Raw genomic sequence first — 16,329 nt, forward strand, 5'->3', positions numbered from 1 at the left:
CTTCTTTGACCGGCGACTTTTGCAAAGGGTAATAAATGTAAAAGGCTGCAATCTGTCTGGCTTTAGCTCTGGAAGGGAATGGGGCTAAAGCCCACTCCTTAGAATAGAGCTTCCAGCCGTTGGCTGAAGCCAACGGTAATGAATTGAAGAATTCTGCCAAAATGAACGGTAGTCTCAGTCATTCTATTCAGTTATTATCAGTTTAAATTTGACTCGCCTTATTCGTACTTTTGGGCAAATAATTCATTTCGACTATAAATAATCTATATGACATCTACATCTACGGCAGCCGGGAAAACGATTCAAAAATCAGTTCTTCCAAACGGTCTAAAAATTGTTACTGAGCACATTGAAAGTATAAAAAGCATATCGGCCGGAATATGGGTAAAAACAGGCAGCCGAAACGAGAGTGATGCACAAGCAGGTATAACTCATTTTCTTGAGCACATGTTATTTAAAGGAACCGAAAACCGTACTTCATTTGAGATTGCTCAGAGCATGGAATCGGTTGGGGGATATCTCAATGCATTCACTTCTACAGAATACACATGCTATTACGCTCGATGCCTGGACAGTAAGTTGGAAGACGCCCTGGATGTTCTGAGTGATATGGTCCGTCACTCCATTTTTCCTGAAGAGGAGATGCAAAAGGAAAAGAATGTAGTACTCGAAGAGATGAAGATGTACAACGACAGTCCGGATGATTTTGTAATGGAGGAGTTCAGCGGACAGCTCTTTCCGGATCATCCAATCGGCCGGCCGGTTTTGGGTTACGAAGAGACGGTGGTCTCCTTCACTCGTGAGGGATTATTTGATTATATCGACAACCGGTATAATCCCGATAATTTACTGGTTGCCGTAGCCGGGAATGTGATTCACGAAGATGTAGTAAAACATGTTACACGGCTTTTGGATCAAGATGCATCAGGGGCTACGGTTAACGAAACACAAGCGATCCCTCCCTATGAAATCACTCAAAAAGAGCTGACGAAGCCGATTGAGCAGTCTCATATGATTTTGGGCCGGCGTTCATTGAATTACGACCATCCCGATAAATACCTGTTACTGCTTGCAAACACCATTTTGGGAGGGGGGATGAGCTCCAGGCTTCATCAAAATATCCGGGAAAAATATGGATACTGCTATTCAATTGGACCATTCAATCAATCGTACCTGGATTCCGGACTTTTTGGGGTATACATCGGTACGGACAAAGATTATGTTTCCCATGTCCGTGAGTTGATTACGGCTGAATTTATGCGATTACAGGAGGAAAAAGTGGGGGAGAAAGAGCTCAGTGAAGCAAAAGCACACTTGAAAGGAAAGCTTATGCTATCACAGGAGAATACCAGCAACAGGATGACAAGAATGGCGAAAAGTGAAATCTATTTCAACCGCTATGTAACTCTCGATGAACTTGTTGAAAACATAGATGCCGTCAATTCCGAAGATCTGAGAACATTTTCTGAAGAGTTCTTCAATCCTGAAATGTATTCAGAGACATTGTTGGTGCCGGAGAAGAAATAACTTTTAAGTTCTAAACCACAAACTTCAATAACGATTTTACTTGTCCCGAAGGTCTCCTTCGGGACATTGCACAACGAAGGTCTGCTTCCGGTAAACCATACGGATGCGATAATTTTTAAAGGGGTGTAATTGGAGAATAGAAGCGGAGCTTCAGAGTGGCCGTGCCAAAGGAGACCTTTGGCACGAGTTAAAAATCACAGATTCCAAACTTATTTACTTGTTTCGAAGGTCTCCTTCGAAACATTGCGCGTAGAAGCTCTGCTTCAAAAAAACTTTGTAAGGTTTTTGCTCAAGCAAGTTCATACAATAAAGAGTCTTGATTATGAGCAGAAGTCGCTACAAAATCTATGAAACAGAATACCCATACTTTCTTACCAGTAGTATAGTTGAAGGTATCCCACTATTTGCAAATCCTGAAATTGCACAATTCATACTTGATGGATTTCAGTTTCTACAAGAATCAAAAAATGTGGATTTGTATGCGTATGTGATCATGGAGAACCATATCCATTTCATTGCTGCTCACGATGATTTACCGAAGAAGTTGAAAATTTTTAAATCCTATATGGCTCGTCAGATAGTCGATTTTCTTGTAGAAGGAAATTATCATCGTTTATTGAAACAAATTAAACGAGCTAAGTTACAGCATAAAAACCAGAGTAAGTATCAAGTCTGGCAGGAAGGGTATCATCCGAAGCAAATTACTACACCCGAAATGATGATTCAGAAGATAGAGTACATTCACAATAATCCTGTAAAACGAGGATATGTTGATGAACCTGAGCATTGGAGATATTCATCGGCGCACAATTATTTAGGATTGGAGGGTTTGATACCTATTAAGTTGTACGAGGAGTGAATAGAAGCGGAGCTTCGAGGTGGCGAGCCAAAGGAGACCTTTGGCACAAGTTAAGTATAGTTAATTCTCTTTCAACTGACGAATTTTCAACGTTGCATTATCAGTTGTGAATATCTCTGTGTTGATCACAGCAATTCTTCCCGGTAACTTGTATTTTTGAGCGAAAATTTCAGAAAACGAACACAAACTATAGGATAATTTATGAGTATCTCTTCAGTTAAGAATCTCGCCGATCATCAAGACAAAATCGTAACACTCAAAGGATGGATCTATAATATTCGCAGCAGCAAGGCGATCCATTTCCTGGAAGTTCGGGACGGAAGCGGACTATGCCAGTGCATTGTTGCCGCCGATGAGGTATCTGAAGGGGTATTTGAAGCGGCCGGAAGCCTGAAACAGGAGAGCTCGCTTGAAATTACCGGGAAAGTTGTGAAGGATGATCGAAGTATCGGTGGGTATGAACTTCATGCTACAGATCTGAAAGTGATACAAATTGCTGAAAATTATCCCATCACTCCGAAAGATCATGGTGTGGAATTTTTGATGGAGAACAGACATCTGTGGCTGAGGAGTCAACGGCAGTGGGCGGCGATGCAGGTTCGAAATACCATCCAGTTTGCAATACATCAATTTTTCCAAAAGGAGGGATTTATCCAGATGGATGCACCCATTTTTACCGGAAATGCCGCCGAGGGAACGACCACTCTTTTTGAGACCGACTATTTTGATGAGAAAGCTTACCTCACACAATCGGGTCAGCTCTATGCCGAAGCGATGGCGATGGCACATGGAAAAGTGTACACCTTTGGCCCTACATTCCGGGCGGAAAAAAGTAAAACCCGCCGTCACCTCACCGAATTCTGGATGATTGAACCGGAAATGGCTTTTTACGATCTGGAAATGAATATGGACCTGGCCGAATCGATGTTACAGTTTATCGTTCAAACGGTTTTAGATGAAAATGAGTCTGAACTCGAGATACTTGAACGCGATACAACCTACCTGGAAAAAGCGGCTAACGAAAAATTCATCCGGATCTCCTACTCCGACGCCGTGGAGCAACTGAAAAGCAAGGAAACGGCTGAGCTCCTTGATCAGATGGAAGTAGATCGTAAAGAGGAGTTAAAAGAGATTCAGAAGGAAGAGAAGGAGATTAAAAAAGAGCACGGATCGGCGAAGAAATGGCGTAAAGCGCAGATCGATCAGCGGATTAAGGAGATTAACGCCCGGGTAGATCAGATTGAAGAAGATTTAAGAAATATCCCGGTTTGGAAAGAATCGGCTGCAAATTTTAAATGGGGAAATGATTTTGGCGGCAGTGATGAAACGATCCTGACGATGCAGTATGATACACCGTTGATGATCCATCGCTATCCTGCAGAGGTAAAAGCCTTTTACATGAAGCGTGATCCCGAAAATGAAAAACTGGCATTGGCCCTGGATGTACTTGCGCCCGAAGGATATGGAGAGATCATTGGAGGAAGTGAGCGGGAAGATAGCCTTGACGTTCTGCAGGCAAGAATTGAGGAGCATGATCTGCCTGAAGATCTGTTCAACTGGTATCTTGACCTTCGAAAATTCGGAACGGTCCCGCATTCCGGTTATGGATTGGGCCTGGAACGAACCGTGGCATGGATTTGCGGTCTGCAGCACGTGCGCGAGACGATTCCATTTCCACGTATGCTGGGTCGATTGAGGCCATAATTTTTTTAACCGCAATGGTGCGGAGTATCGCTTACTGGTAGAATTCACTCATTCCGAAGCTCCGTTAACTGAATGAGTAAACTGTTTCAGATCCACGAAGTTTTTGAAACTTCGTGGATCTACTTAAAAAGATTGATAGTAAGTATACATTACTTTTAACGTTGTGGCTTCTTTTCAGGATTTTCTCTCACATCAAAAAAGGAAAGGATTATTATTTGATGATCTTTTATTCGATAAAAAACACGTGTCTGCTTTGAGAGTTGGAACCCCCGAATCTTTTTATGAGCATATTCAATGCTCCCTAACTCAGGAAATAATTCTACTAAATCGAAAAAGTCTTTTGTTTTTTTCAAAGGCCGAGGCACATTTTCTCCCCGCTCATCGGAAATAAAACGCTTTGTAGAATTGTAGGTTTTCTTCAGCTCTTTTGTTGAGAAGTATTTTCATGAATCAGAATCAAAGAGTTCATCTCTTGTAATTAAATTCTGCTCGTTCTCTGATACTTCGAATGATAATAAAACTTCATTTTTTTGCTCTTGGGACAGTGAGTTCCAAAGAGAAACAGTTTTAACATTTTCTCTACCTTTTAAAAAGTCATAGAGGGACTGCAACAACTCTTGATTTTCTATCCGATCGATTATTTGATGAATATTGTGTTTGAGTTTAAATGTTTCCATAACATTTCTTTTAAATTTCAATGATCTATTTAAACCTCAATCATCATTCTTCATCCATGCCGGCTGAATTTCTGACTTGTGATCGGCTCCCATGATCTCCCGAAACAGCTTAGGCTTTCGTGCATTTCGATATCGAAATCCACCCGCAAGTTTCAGTTTATCTGATGTGATGGTTGCTGTTGTCACTTCATCTTTAAACGATTTGATCTCTGTTACCACATCGCCATAGGGATCAAGAATCAAAGCGTTGCCGTTTTTCAGATGTTCGCCGTCGTACCCAATCGGATTGGTGAAAGCGTAATAAACGCCGTTGTCGAATGCGCGTGCGGGCAGCCAGCGCATCAGCCATCCAATTCCTTTCGGACCGTCGAACTCCATTCGAAGGGGGACCGGATCGAGGTGTCGATTTTCCCAAAGTTCATGATCTACATACCCTCGTCCCGGCATGGAAGATGGCGTGCACATTGTAACGTGCGGGGCAAAGATCACTTCAGCTCCCAGCAGTGTGGTTGCACGGGCATTTTCGATCACGTTGTTGTCGTAGCAGATCAGGATTCCGCATTTCCAGTCGTTCAGTTCAAAAACGGTGTATTCTTCACCGGCCGACAAGTATTCACTAATAAAGGGATGAATTTTTCGATGCTTTCCCAATACACCGGATTGATCTACACAGATATAGGAGTTGAAATATTGATCGCCATCTTTTTCCACAAGTCCGGCGAGGATCGGAACATCATACTTTTTAGAAAGCTGGATCAGTTTCTGTGTACTCTTGCCATTGGGAATCTCTTCGGAGAGATCATCGAGTTGCTGTTTGTTCAAATCTTTCAGGTGAGTATATGCTGTGATGCATAGCTCATGAAAACTGACGACCTCGGCACCGTCCGCCTTGGCTTTGGCTGTAAGTTTTTCAATAACCGAGAGATTGTAATCTTTATCTCCATCTGTGGGTTCAAATTGTGCAACGGCAATGTTAAATGTGCGCATTCGATTAAGTGTAGCTATTTGATGATTCCAGGTGATAAGAAAATATGAAAAAATAACCGCAGTGTACGCGGAGGGTCGCAGAGTTTTTTAAAGAATTCCTCTGCGTTTCTCCGCGCTCTTTGCGGTTACATTACATGATTATCTCTTCAAGTAAACCCTTCAACCGCTCCCAGGCGGCATCGCGGGCAGCTTTTGATGCTTCATCTGCATTTGGATCATCGCCGGCTCGCATAAAAGCATGGCCGGCACCTTCATAAATTTCATACTCATACATTTTTCCAAATTCGTTCATCATCTCTTCAATGGCCGGAATTCCCGAGTTGATTCGTTGATCGTTCTCACCGTAAAAGCCGTAGACCGGCGCGCTGATTTGCTGTACGGCTTCAGGGTCATCGGGTGCAGATCCGTAGAAAACCATATAAGCTTCAGGTTGGTCACTGTTGGTAGCATAACGAAATGTTTGCGATCCTCCCCAGCAGAAACCGGCTACTACCACAGTTCCGGTTGAAGCAGGAACATTGCTGATGTACTCTCGTACGGCGTGAAGGTCTTGAGTGATCTGATTGGGATCGAGAGTGTAGAGGGCATCGCGCGCGGCATCGGAGGTTGGAAAATCGGTTGTGCGTTCATATTCATCACTAAAGCCGGATAGCAGATCGGGTGCGATCGCAATATAACCGGCTTCAGCAACCTGGTCGGTGAAGCTCCTTGCCCAGTCATTCAAACCGCGATTTTCATGAATGACGATTACCGCAAGCGTTTCTTCATTAGTTTCGGGATAGGCCACAAAATTGTGGATGGTTCGGCCGTTGTATTCCACATCCACCCACTCGTGGTGACGCGGTGAATTTTCAAGTTGATCAACGGCATAGTCTTGTGCCATTAAACCGGTAGTGAAGAATAAACTCGCCAGGATAACTATTACTGATTTCATAAGATTTGATATTAGGTAGAAGTTGATGTTCTATAGCAAGCAACAATCTATCAATAAGCATTCCTCAATAAACGATCAATAGTGTTTACAAGGTTTAAGAAATTAAATTTGGCATGTTTTGAATTTTCCTTGAATTAATTAGTGAGATTAATCCTACTGTATAGACTTTTGGGAGAGGAAAAATGGATAGCCAACGATATGCAGCCAGTGTCGTTCAAACATATAGGCCTGAATGTGAGCACCTTTTGACAATCGATGCATAGATTCCAGTGCTTTTCGTGAAATTTGTGAAAGAATTGAATTCTGAACCGCAAATATAGCGCCGTACGTTAATTGTCCAAAAAGATTTGAGGCGGCCAACTCAGCACGCTCGGGAAGTCCACACATGTTCAGAAAATGTTCTGAGAGATTTGTGCCTTCTTTTAAATCATATTGAGTACGATATATTCTATTCAGTTTGATTGAAAACTCATCATGAAATTTCAAAAAGTCCATAGAGTAGACAGAAAAGGGCTCAAGCCGAACCCGAAGATCACCCACAAAGTTGTTTTTGTCGTTTTTTAAAAGGACGTCAGGAGGTAAAAAATCTTTTTTGTATCTAAAGGATAGAGGCTGGACTGGTTTCCACTTTGATTCGTTTTGAAGTAGCTTCAAGAAATCCGGACTATGTTCAAATGGATCGGCCTGAGTGAAAACAGAATATCCGTTTGGATTGATGTATGATTTTCTCTCCGTTAGATACGTGATATAAGTTTCCGATTCACGTCCAATATTTTTCTGCTGGCTTACCTGTAAATTTTGCCTGTAGATTTGATTGAGTGAAAGCGGTTCTCCCTTGTTGTAAATTTTTATACCAAACTTTTTAGGAACATGCCTGATCCATGAAATATCTTCATTGAAACGAGCAATAACCAGCGTATGAGGGCTTTCGAGAGTAGATGCCATTCTGAAGATTACAATTGAACTTCTTGAAATTTGTTGCTTGGGATCTCCCTTTCGTTTAATAAAAAAGGTTCACCAAAAATATGCATCCAATGGCGTTCAAAAAGGTAGCCATATTTATCATCCTTATGAGTTAAGTCATACATTGAGTAGATAGATTCCTCTTGCAAATCATTGAGCAATTGATTCTTTACAGCGAAGATGGCTCCGAATGTAAAACGCCCCAGATTGTGACAAGCCGCTGTTTTTGCTATTTCAGGCAGATTGCATTCTTTCAAAAAATGATGAGAAATATTTACTCCTTCCCCCAGGTTTCTCTCGGATTGATACCATTTCGTTGTGTATTGAATCCCTTTATCCAGGAAATAAATAGTTCCCAAAGAGTATAGCGAAAATGTTTCCACCCGAACTCTTAAACCTTCAATAAAATGACGTTTATCCATCTTTAATACTTCTTTTGGTGGGATATTCCTGTCTTTCCTCCAGCGATAGGAGAGAGGTTGGAGCGGATCCCAGAGATGAACGCGGTTAAGCAGTTGAAGGAAGTCCGGGCTGTGCTCAAAAGGGTTTCCCTGGCAGAAAACCGTATAACTTTCGGGATCACCATACTCAGCAGTTTCCTTTACATATCGCAAATAAGTTTCTGCTTCGCGTCCGCAGTTGGGAATGTGGACGACTTGAATACGGTCATTGAGTTTGCATAGAAGTTTTTGAAATAGTGGAAGCCGTTTGCTTTTGTTGTAGATGATAATGTCGAATGAATCCGGTACATGTTTCACCCACGAAATATTTTCTTTGTACCTGGCAATAACCAATGTGTGTACAGTTCTTTCGGTTGATGAAGTATTCAATTGAAATATGCTATTTGATTCAATCAGGTGATCATTTGTGTTGAACTGCAAAGGTCTTTTTCAAAAAGGCTTAATGCACGTGCCACGGCTTGATCCATATCGTAATAAAGATAGTCAGCCAGGCGGCCGGCAAAAAGAACATTCTTCCCAAGCTGTTTTGATTCTGATTTATATTTCCTAAACAGTTCTCGGTTTTCAGGGTGGGGAATTGGATAATAGGGCAGTGATTTACCCTGAATATGAGCCTTGGGGAATTCATAGGCGATTGTAGTTGACCTGCTCTTTTGTCCAGTCAGATGTTTGAATTCTGTTATTCGGGTAAAATCAAATTCATTGGGATATGTTACGATACCGGCTGACTGGTGAAACTCCTGCTCAAAGTGTCTGTATTCAAATTGAAGGCTTCGGTATGGAAGTTCACCGTGTAAGTAATCGAAGTAAGCATCAATCGGGCCGGTATAAATCATCCTGTCGAATGATATATCATTTACTATATCTTTATAATTGGTACTCAGCACTACTTCAATATTCTCATTATCGATCATCTTTTTGAACATCTCTGTATACCCCTCCAGTGGGATGGCCTGGTAGATGTCCTGGAAATACCGGTTATCTCTGCTGATATGGATGGGCACTCTTGCCGTCACGGAATCATCGATCTCTTCGGGTGTTAATCCCCACTGTTTGGTTGTATAACCCAGGAAAACATGCTCATATATATAATTGGCAAGAAAGCTAAGTTCACCGCTGGATCTCTCCTTCATTTTTAGAATTGGAATTTTTCTCCCGTAGCCAAATTCGTCAATAAGCAAAGTTTCGAGTTTCCCGGCATATAAAGGAGGAAAGCATTGATATAACGCGTTCAAATTAAATGGAATGGGCACCTCGATTCCTTCAACTGTAGCAAGCGATTTATGATAGTAGGGGCGCCAATTGGTGAATTGTGAAAGATAATTCCACACTTTTTTACTATTCGTATGGAAGATATGGGGGCCATATTTGTGAACCAGGATTCCGGCTTCGTTATAAAAATCATGAGCATTGCCCCCAATATGATCTCTTTTTTCAACAAGCAATACTTTTTTATCAAGTTGGGAAGCAAGTCGTTCAGCTAAAACGCTCCCCGTAAAACCGGCTCCCACAATCAGATAATCAAATTGATTCATAGACCTCCTTCGTGAGATTATATTTCTCAATATATCTTTGAAGTTCATCGAAATGCTTTGATTGAACCGGTCTTGAATGAAAGGACATTACATCGTCAATAATGGCCATATTTTTCTGTTTATAATCCACAATGTCTCCCCAATGAAAGTCCATCCCCCAGCCACTTTTATTTTCTTTAAATGTAAACAAAGTTTTTTTGAGAGCCTCCCTGGAAAAACAGGGTTGCATAATTTCTACAAAATTGGTGTATCGCAGCTTTGAATTTAACTTCAAACAAGTATGTGGATAAGAATAGAATTTATTAATCAGGGCGGGTTGTGCGATTGCAAGATTATATCTCTTCATGTATGAAAATAGGCGCTGAATTGCTTCCGGTTTGATGATTATATCATCATCAGGCATATAAAAGTATTCATATTGATTTAGGAAGTCTTCATTCTCTTTGAGGTAATCATAGATCAGGTTGTACTTATATCCTTTTGATTGTTTGATAAATGGCGTGTCAGTGTCATATTTATCTATAGAATCATCATAAACGATTAAGTGAAGATCAAAACGGCTGTTTTCACTGATCCATACAGGATGCTTGCTTTTCTCACCTACCGCAGATATAACACAATATGGATGAGAGGGTCTTGGATCTGTATTTTTGTTATTCCCCATTATGATTTTTCAGATTACTCACAGAAAATTTAATGAATCAGCCTGAAATGCGTGAAGTTATTTTGCTTTTCTTCAGCGTTGAATTCGGTTTAATAATACTCAATCCGACGGAAACTCCAAGTACCAGGAGTCATTGTTATTTGTTGGAGCACCAGCACCGCCAACGCCCCAGATTTTATTTTTAAAGACAGCATTGGCGTGACTATATCTCCCAAAGTAAGGTTCTGTCTTCTGCCAGTTAACTCCATCACTGCTGTACCAGATCTGTTTGCTTACTGTACCTACTATACCATTCACACTCTCATCAATTATGAACCCTCCGATAAGCCAAATTTTATTATCAAATACAACGCATTCGAAATAGATTAAATTAGCAAATCCAGCATTTTCAGAAGCCATCGTCCAATCTATTCCATTTTCACTGTACCATACATCATTGTGTCCATATCCACCAATTACCCACATTTTATCATCAAATACTACACTTTCATGGCCGGTTCGAGGTTTAAAGGCCGCATCATCCGTGGCTTGTGACCAGTTCACCCCATCTGAGCTATACCATGCATCATTACGGATATATGTCTCATTAAAATCGTCACTTATTTCACTGCCGCCAATCACCCACATTTTGTTGTCAAAAACTACACTTGAGTGGCCGTTTCGTCTTCCAAGAGGAGTATCATCAGCAGCCTCTACCCAATGGCTTCCATCTTCGGTATACCAAACATCTTTGAAAAAACCACCGACAATCTCACCGCCAATTAGCCACATTTTATCATCGTATGCGAATGCAGTGTGCTGCACTCTCGCGGGAAAATCAGCTTCTTCAGTTGCTAATTCCCAATGAATCCCGTCCTCGCTATACCAAACGTCTTTCATCCCAAATCGATGCTGCAGGCCACCGAACATCCATATTTTATCATTAAAAACTACCAGGGAATGTCCTTGTCGCAACAGCATTCCTATATTTTCATTTGCAATTACTCCACTACCATGAGAAATGTTTTCATCTTCAGGATCAACCGGTGAGTCCGAACCACAGGAAATGATGAGAGTGGTAAACAAAATTATAAATGTGCAGAAAATTTTATAGTCACTCATGATGGAATATTGATGAAAGATTAACCTTCATCTTAAAAAAATCGAAGATGCATTTGGTTATAATTCCCGAATAATCTCCTTCAACTCTTTCTGAGATTTAAAGAACTTTAAGTTTTTCCCCTCTTGTTCTTTTAAGCATCCTTTTTCGGGCAGGATAATTGTTTTATCATAACTTTTTGCAAGTGGAACTCCTCCGGATGCAAGTACACTCTTGTAATTAAAAACAAGAAAATCGGCCGCGTTGAAAAATTCGGGAACACAATCTTCTTTGATGAACTGTGGAATCAGAAGTACGTTATTCATCTCCTGAGAAGCTTTGCGAATTTTTTTGAAGTATGCCATTTGTCCTTTTTTTACCGGCCCAACAACCAGTAGTTTTTTGTTTAAAGGCTCATCTTTAAAGATTGCGCAAACTTTGTCAACCTGCTTATAAGGGCTGATGTGTCCGAACATCAAATAGATTCGGTCCTGGATTTTAATTTTCACATCGTAACGGTGGTTAATAGCCTCGATGGCGGCTGCTCGCGGCATCAGTTGTGGTGGATAACCGGGATGCGACCAGACACGGAATTTTTTGGGAGAGACGTTAAAATAGATCGACAGATCCGGAATTATTGATTCACATTCCACAACAAGCCGATCTGCTTTTTTTGCAAGCCACCTCCGGGCTTTAATATGCAGCCATTCATGGTTGCAATCCGGCGGAACTTTGTTATGCAGAGACCAAACAAGTTTACCGCCTAAAAGCAGGTACAGTTGAATGCAGAATAATTTAAAAAGGAATACAAAAACAGATCCTAAACCAGAAAACTGGATCCAATGATAGTGTAAAATTGAGTCGCCTTTGATGAGCTGGTGAAGTATAAATTTCAGATGCCCGGCTGTACTTACATCAAATATTTTAAAATCCGGTGAGTCGAGCAGTTTTTTATAGAAAAGATAAAGGTAATCAGACTTTTTGTGAGTATATCGAATACGGGGAGCCACAAACAACGTTGTAGGTTCGGATCTGATCAGCCCATCATATAGTTCATCCAGTTCATTGATCTCACTCATAGCAGACCCACTAATCAAAAATAGTATTGAACTCCAAAAGAGTGGACTGTACCGAATCCCGTTGAAAATGGCACAAGTGCATAATTAACACGAACAGATTCAATCTCCAGGCCCAATCCAAAACTGTAAGGTCGCTCGGTTGGCCCCCATCGATATCCACCCTGAATAAATAAAAGATCTCCTAAATTCAGATCCATTGCAAGAGTAAAAAAACTTTCGTTTTTGTTACTGTCAATAAAATCACTTCCGGGGTTTTCCCGGATTGGTTTACTCCAATCCGCAATCAGACTCACCAGCACCGGTAAATCATTTCGGCCGGGTGTGTTGAACTGAATCAAACCAGCAGAGAGCCCGGTGTTAAATGAAGTGGGGAGAGGAGTAGATTCCTGGTCGAGGCTTTCCATATTTCCAATGTTCTTAATTGCAGCTGCAGCCCGGATTTTATCATCTATAAAAGTTGAGGTGATTCCCGCATTAAAAGCATACCCGGAGGCCCGAAACTGGAACACCTCCTCGCGCAGGTATTGACCGGTGATACCCACAGAAAAGGGACCCAGTTTTTGAGCGACAGCACCAGCCAGAGATAAATATCGAATGGAGAAATTTCCAACAGATGGCCCGGGTTGATCTCTAGCCTCAAACCCGTCACTGCCGGAGGAGTAGACTCCAAATGCAAATGCCCGATTGTCTCTTTTAAGATTCATGGCCGCGAACTGGTTATTCACGTTGGCAATCCAAAGTGTATAGCTTACATCCAGGCTCGACTGGTCATCATAAACCAACAGCGACGGATTGGAATAGATTGCCGATGGCCCGACGGCCGAAGCAGTGGTTGCTTCAGAAAGTGACAGCATACGCGACGATGGACCGATATTCAAAAAATCGAGTCCGCTGCCGGTGTCTTGGGCATTAAGATTTGGACCTGAAAAGAGAAGGGTGAGGGTTGCGAGAATTAGAATCGATAATCCGGCGTGTTGTGTAGGAAAGTAACTGTTAAGTGATTTGATGGACGAAAAAAGTGAATCTCTTGGTGCTGACCGTTTTTTCGCCCTCATCCCTTCGCCTCTCTCCCCGCGGGAGAGGGATTGAGGGAGAGGGTTAAATGATGATTGGCCTGGAATCGGCCTTTTAGCGCTAAACACATACGAAGAGAACCTTCGCAACGAGTTAGACATCTGGAATTTGTTAAAAAAGCGGATCATAAATTCAGCCTGATTGCAAATACATGCATGGTTGAGAGTCCCGAAGGTTCCCTCAGAAATGAATAATCAATCGAGGGGGACAATGCATCATAGGGTAAATGTATGGAAAATCCGGCAGCGGGTTGCAGATCATTTCCTTCACCTAATTCGTTTATCTGGGCCCCGGCGCGAAGTGTAAATCTTTCATGGAGTTGGTAGCTCGTTCCAGTACGCAAAAAATGACTGACAGAAGTTTTTTCTGATCGATCGATCGATTGACTCTGCTCATCATGAACTGGTAGAGTTTCATATGATTGCCGGCGATGTTCAATATCTAAACTGATCAGCCAAATCTTATTGATTTGATATGATGCACCTGCCACCATCCGAACAGGAAAAAACTCCTGGTTATTGGATGAATCTGTTCCGTAAAGATCTGATGTATTGAACCTGTAGGAGGCCAGTAGATCCTGAACGTTCAGCCCAAGCCGTAGTTTTGGAAATGGGTGAATCAATAATCCTGCATCAATTCCCAAGCCGGAGCTTGTGGGCAGTTTGGGGTGATACCGGGCGATGTTATATTTGAGCCCGATACCTGCCCAAATGGATTGCGAAAAGCGGATTCCAAAATTACTGATTACCTGGAATTCATTTGTCGATAGATTTTCTGTGTGATACCCGTTCAGATCTCGCCCATCTATTTTGCCGACACTGCCATGCAAAACACTGAGAGAAAGACCCGCAGAAGGCGGAAGCTGAAAATGAGAATGCAGCATGTTGAGCCTGCGGTCGAAAGGGAGCAGAGCCGTTCCGGCATCAATTTGGATCAGGTCAGATTTTATGGCCGCAAAAGCGGGATTGTAGTAACTGTAGCTGCCTTCCTGTACAACGGATGTCATAGCATTTCCCATCGCCATTCCGCGGGGAGAAAATCCCATTCTTGAGAAAGAACCAGCAAATCCACCGCTTTTCTCCTGTGAGAAAAGCTCATTAGACCATCCGAAGGTCATAAATATCAATAAGATATAGATCGGAATGGATTTAAGATATTTCATCAATCAAGCAGTAGAATTTTGCCATTTGTAAACCCGTTGGATGTCTCGATGGAGTAAAAATAGGTTCCGTTTGAAGCGATTCGCCCCGATTCAGTCAGCCCGTTCCAGGCGGTTTCATAAGACCCGGATGATGGAACTGTTGGCACACGAATCGTTTTGACGGGATTCATTCCAAAATCAAAAATGCGTATGGTGGCAGGCCCGGGATTCTTCATCCGGTATTTGATTCGAACAACCGAATGTTGCGTTGGTGAAAAGGGATTGGGGTAGGCATAACTGTTTACATTCGGAGCATCGGGTTGATACTGATTGCCGCCACTCAAAGGAACATCAACCCGCAAGATTTCCCAGTTTTCTCCACCGTCTGATGTTGATGCAATTCCGTCGGATGTTCCCACCCAAAGATTCTGTTCGGTGGAGGTGACTGCAAAATACCGGGCATCCGGCTTGATGAATGTATTGGGACTTGAAATTTGAGGAATTCGCTTCCAGTTTTCACCATCATCTCTTGAAATATAGAGGCCGTTATCTGCAGCTACATAAATATCTTCATCAAAAAAACCGATGTCGTTGGCTCGAACTCCTTCAAGAAATTGGTGGAAAGTTTCTCCTTCATCATCGGTATACACTATACCATATTCATCTCGATTCTCGGAATCGGTGATCCAGTTTGTCATCCAGATTCGGTCGGTGTCAGGTTGCTGGCGAATTGTAACCACCCAGTTAGACAGGAGTCCCTCTTGCGATTCCGGGTTCCATGAAAAGTGCCTCCATTCAATTCGGTCGACCGGAGCTGTTAACGCATTTTCGGAGACATTGATACCGGATGCTGTTCCAACCCATACCCGTTGCTGGTCGTCAATCAGCAAGCCAAACCCAAGTAGATTGTTATCAAACCGGGGATCGTATCGATTAATCACTTCATCATCGGGAGTTACGGAGACCCACCCATAAGATTCTTCGGGATTCAGGTTCGATACATTCGACGGTGGTAAAAAAATCCGTTCCCAGTTCTCCCCGTTATCGCGGCTGCGCAATAGTCCGGATGCCCAGTTTACAGATAAAATCGTTTGATCATAAAAATCGACTTCATAAGGCGGTGATTGTTCGGGTACGGTTATTCGGGTGCGAATATAAGTTGTGTCTCCATATTCAAATTCAATATCACAGGGAGGGCCAATCGAGGCGGCATCACAGGAATCATCAGCTTTTTCATCAAGCGGAAAAGTGATGAAATCCCAATCATTTCCGGAATCGTTAGATTGATAATATCCCTGAGCTGCATTTACAGATGAACCGCCACGGGTTGAGGTAAATCCCAAACCGGCTAAAATTCTGGTTCCCTGAACTTCTAAAGAGAAGACCCGTCCGCGACCGTTAAACACACTGTCGGCATTTGCGGGTACATAAATATCCCCGGTAAATTCCCCATAAGCATTCAGTCCCGGGCCAATCCATACTGCCTGATCGTTTCCTTCCAAAGTAGAGTTAGAGTTTTGACGTAATGTAGAATATCGATCTTCAATGGGGCCGTACGTTTGTGAAAAAAGGAGAGATGGAGAGACAAAGAGGCAGAAGCAAATTAAATAGATCTTGATAAAAATCGAGTTTCCGTTCTGCATCAG

16 protein-coding genes are annotated in these 16,329 nt (G+C 42.2%); 3 read left to right on the top strand and 13 right to left on the bottom strand.

Translation table 11 applies throughout. The annotated features are described in order from the left end of the window. The first annotated feature begins 267 nt into the window (after positions 1 to 267). The 3 genes from L6773_RS17235 to L6773_RS17245 all read left to right on the top strand — a co-directional run bounded on the left by L6773_RS17235 (position 268) and on the right by L6773_RS17245 (position 4,090). Entirely contained in the window at positions 268 to 1,527 is a 1,260-nt protein-coding gene (locus tag L6773_RS17235) for a M16 family metallopeptidase (RefSeq protein WP_237855716.1), read from the top strand. Positions 1,528 to 1,849: 322 nt separating this feature from the next. Then, positions 1,850 to 2,386, top strand: coding sequence for an REP-associated tyrosine transposase (locus L6773_RS17240; RefSeq protein ID WP_237855717.1), 537 nt, complete (start codon positions 1,850 to 1,852; stop codon positions 2,384 to 2,386). 201 nt (positions 2,387 to 2,587) lie between these two features. Then, on the top strand, positions 2,588 to 4,090 hold the full coding sequence (locus tag L6773_RS17245; protein ID WP_237855718.1) for an asparagine--tRNA ligase: 1,503 nt from the start codon (positions 2,588 to 2,590) through the stop codon (positions 4,088 to 4,090). Positions 4,091 to 4,245: 155 nt separating this feature from the next. Here the strand turns inward: L6773_RS17245 and L6773_RS17250 are convergent, their stop codons facing one another. The 13 genes from L6773_RS17250 to L6773_RS17310 form a co-directional block, all read right to left on the bottom strand. Then, the gene (locus L6773_RS17250; RefSeq protein ID WP_237855719.1) at positions 4,246 to 4,443 is read right to left on the bottom strand and encodes a hypothetical protein; all 198 of its coding nucleotides are present in this window, start codon (positions 4,441 to 4,443) and stop codon (positions 4,246 to 4,248) included. A 90-nt stretch (positions 4,444 to 4,533) separates the two neighbouring features. Continuing rightward, complete coding sequence (locus L6773_RS17255) at positions 4,534 to 4,767, bottom strand: hypothetical protein (RefSeq protein WP_237855720.1); 234 nt, start codon at positions 4,765 to 4,767, stop codon at positions 4,534 to 4,536. A gap of 36 nt (positions 4,768 to 4,803) precedes the next feature. After that, complete coding sequence (locus tag L6773_RS17260) at positions 4,804 to 5,754, bottom strand: nitrilase family protein (protein ID WP_237855722.1); 951 nt, start codon at positions 5,752 to 5,754, stop codon at positions 4,804 to 4,806. Positions 5,755 to 5,884: 130 nt separating this feature from the next. Continuing rightward, positions 5,885 to 6,688 (bottom strand): dienelactone hydrolase family protein, encoded by an 804-nt coding sequence (locus L6773_RS17265; RefSeq protein ID WP_237855724.1) that lies wholly within the window; start codon positions 6,686 to 6,688, stop codon positions 5,885 to 5,887. Between the two features lie 153 nt (positions 6,689 to 6,841). Next, the gene (locus L6773_RS17270) at positions 6,842 to 7,633 is read right to left on the bottom strand and encodes a hypothetical protein (RefSeq protein ID WP_237855725.1); all 792 of its coding nucleotides are present in this window, start codon (positions 7,631 to 7,633) and stop codon (positions 6,842 to 6,844) included. An 8-nt stretch (positions 7,634 to 7,641) separates the two neighbouring features. Next, entirely contained in the window at positions 7,642 to 8,481 is an 840-nt protein-coding gene (locus tag L6773_RS17275; protein ID WP_237855727.1) for a hypothetical protein, read from the bottom strand. A gap of 23 nt (positions 8,482 to 8,504) precedes the next feature. Beyond that, positions 8,505 to 9,647 (bottom strand): UDP-galactopyranose mutase, encoded by a 1,143-nt coding sequence (gene glf / locus L6773_RS17280; RefSeq protein ID WP_237855728.1) that lies wholly within the window; start codon positions 9,645 to 9,647, stop codon positions 8,505 to 8,507. Continuing rightward, positions 9,634 to 10,311, bottom strand: coding sequence for a DUF707 domain-containing protein (locus tag L6773_RS17285; protein ID WP_237855729.1), 678 nt, complete (start codon positions 10,309 to 10,311; stop codon positions 9,634 to 9,636). The genes glf and L6773_RS17285 overlap by 14 nt, the downstream gene beginning before the upstream one ends. Before the next feature lie 99 nt (positions 10,312 to 10,410). After that, positions 10,411 to 11,412 carry a Kelch repeat-containing protein gene (locus L6773_RS17290; RefSeq protein WP_237855730.1) on the bottom strand — a complete coding sequence of 334 codons (1,002 nt, stop codon included), beginning with the start codon at positions 11,410 to 11,412 and terminating at the stop codon, positions 10,411 to 10,413. 57 nt (positions 11,413 to 11,469) lie between these two features. After that, positions 11,470 to 12,468, bottom strand: coding sequence for a glycosyltransferase family protein (locus tag L6773_RS17295; protein WP_237855731.1), 999 nt, complete (start codon positions 12,466 to 12,468; stop codon positions 11,470 to 11,472). Positions 12,469 to 12,482: 14 nt separating this feature from the next. Continuing rightward, positions 12,483 to 13,643, bottom strand: a complete 1,161-nt coding sequence (locus L6773_RS17300) for a PorV/PorQ family protein (RefSeq protein WP_237855733.1) — start codon at positions 13,641 to 13,643, stop codon at positions 12,483 to 12,485. 23 nt (positions 13,644 to 13,666) lie between these two features. After that, positions 13,667 to 14,704, bottom strand: a complete 1,038-nt coding sequence (locus tag L6773_RS17305) for a PorV/PorQ family protein (RefSeq protein ID WP_237855735.1) — start codon at positions 14,702 to 14,704, stop codon at positions 13,667 to 13,669. After that, positions 14,704 to 16,326 carry a FlgD immunoglobulin-like domain containing protein gene (locus L6773_RS17310; RefSeq protein ID WP_237855736.1) on the bottom strand — a complete coding sequence of 541 codons (1,623 nt, stop codon included), beginning with the start codon at positions 16,324 to 16,326 and terminating at the stop codon, positions 14,704 to 14,706. Before L6773_RS17310 ends, L6773_RS17305 begins: the two co-directional genes overlap by 1 nt. Between the last annotated feature and the right edge of the window lie 3 nt (positions 16,327 to 16,329).

Source organism: Rhodohalobacter sulfatireducens, assembly GCF_022012475.1.
Classification (GTDB): Bacteria; Bacteroidota; Rhodothermia; order Balneolales; family Balneolaceae; genus Rhodohalobacter; species Rhodohalobacter sulfatireducens.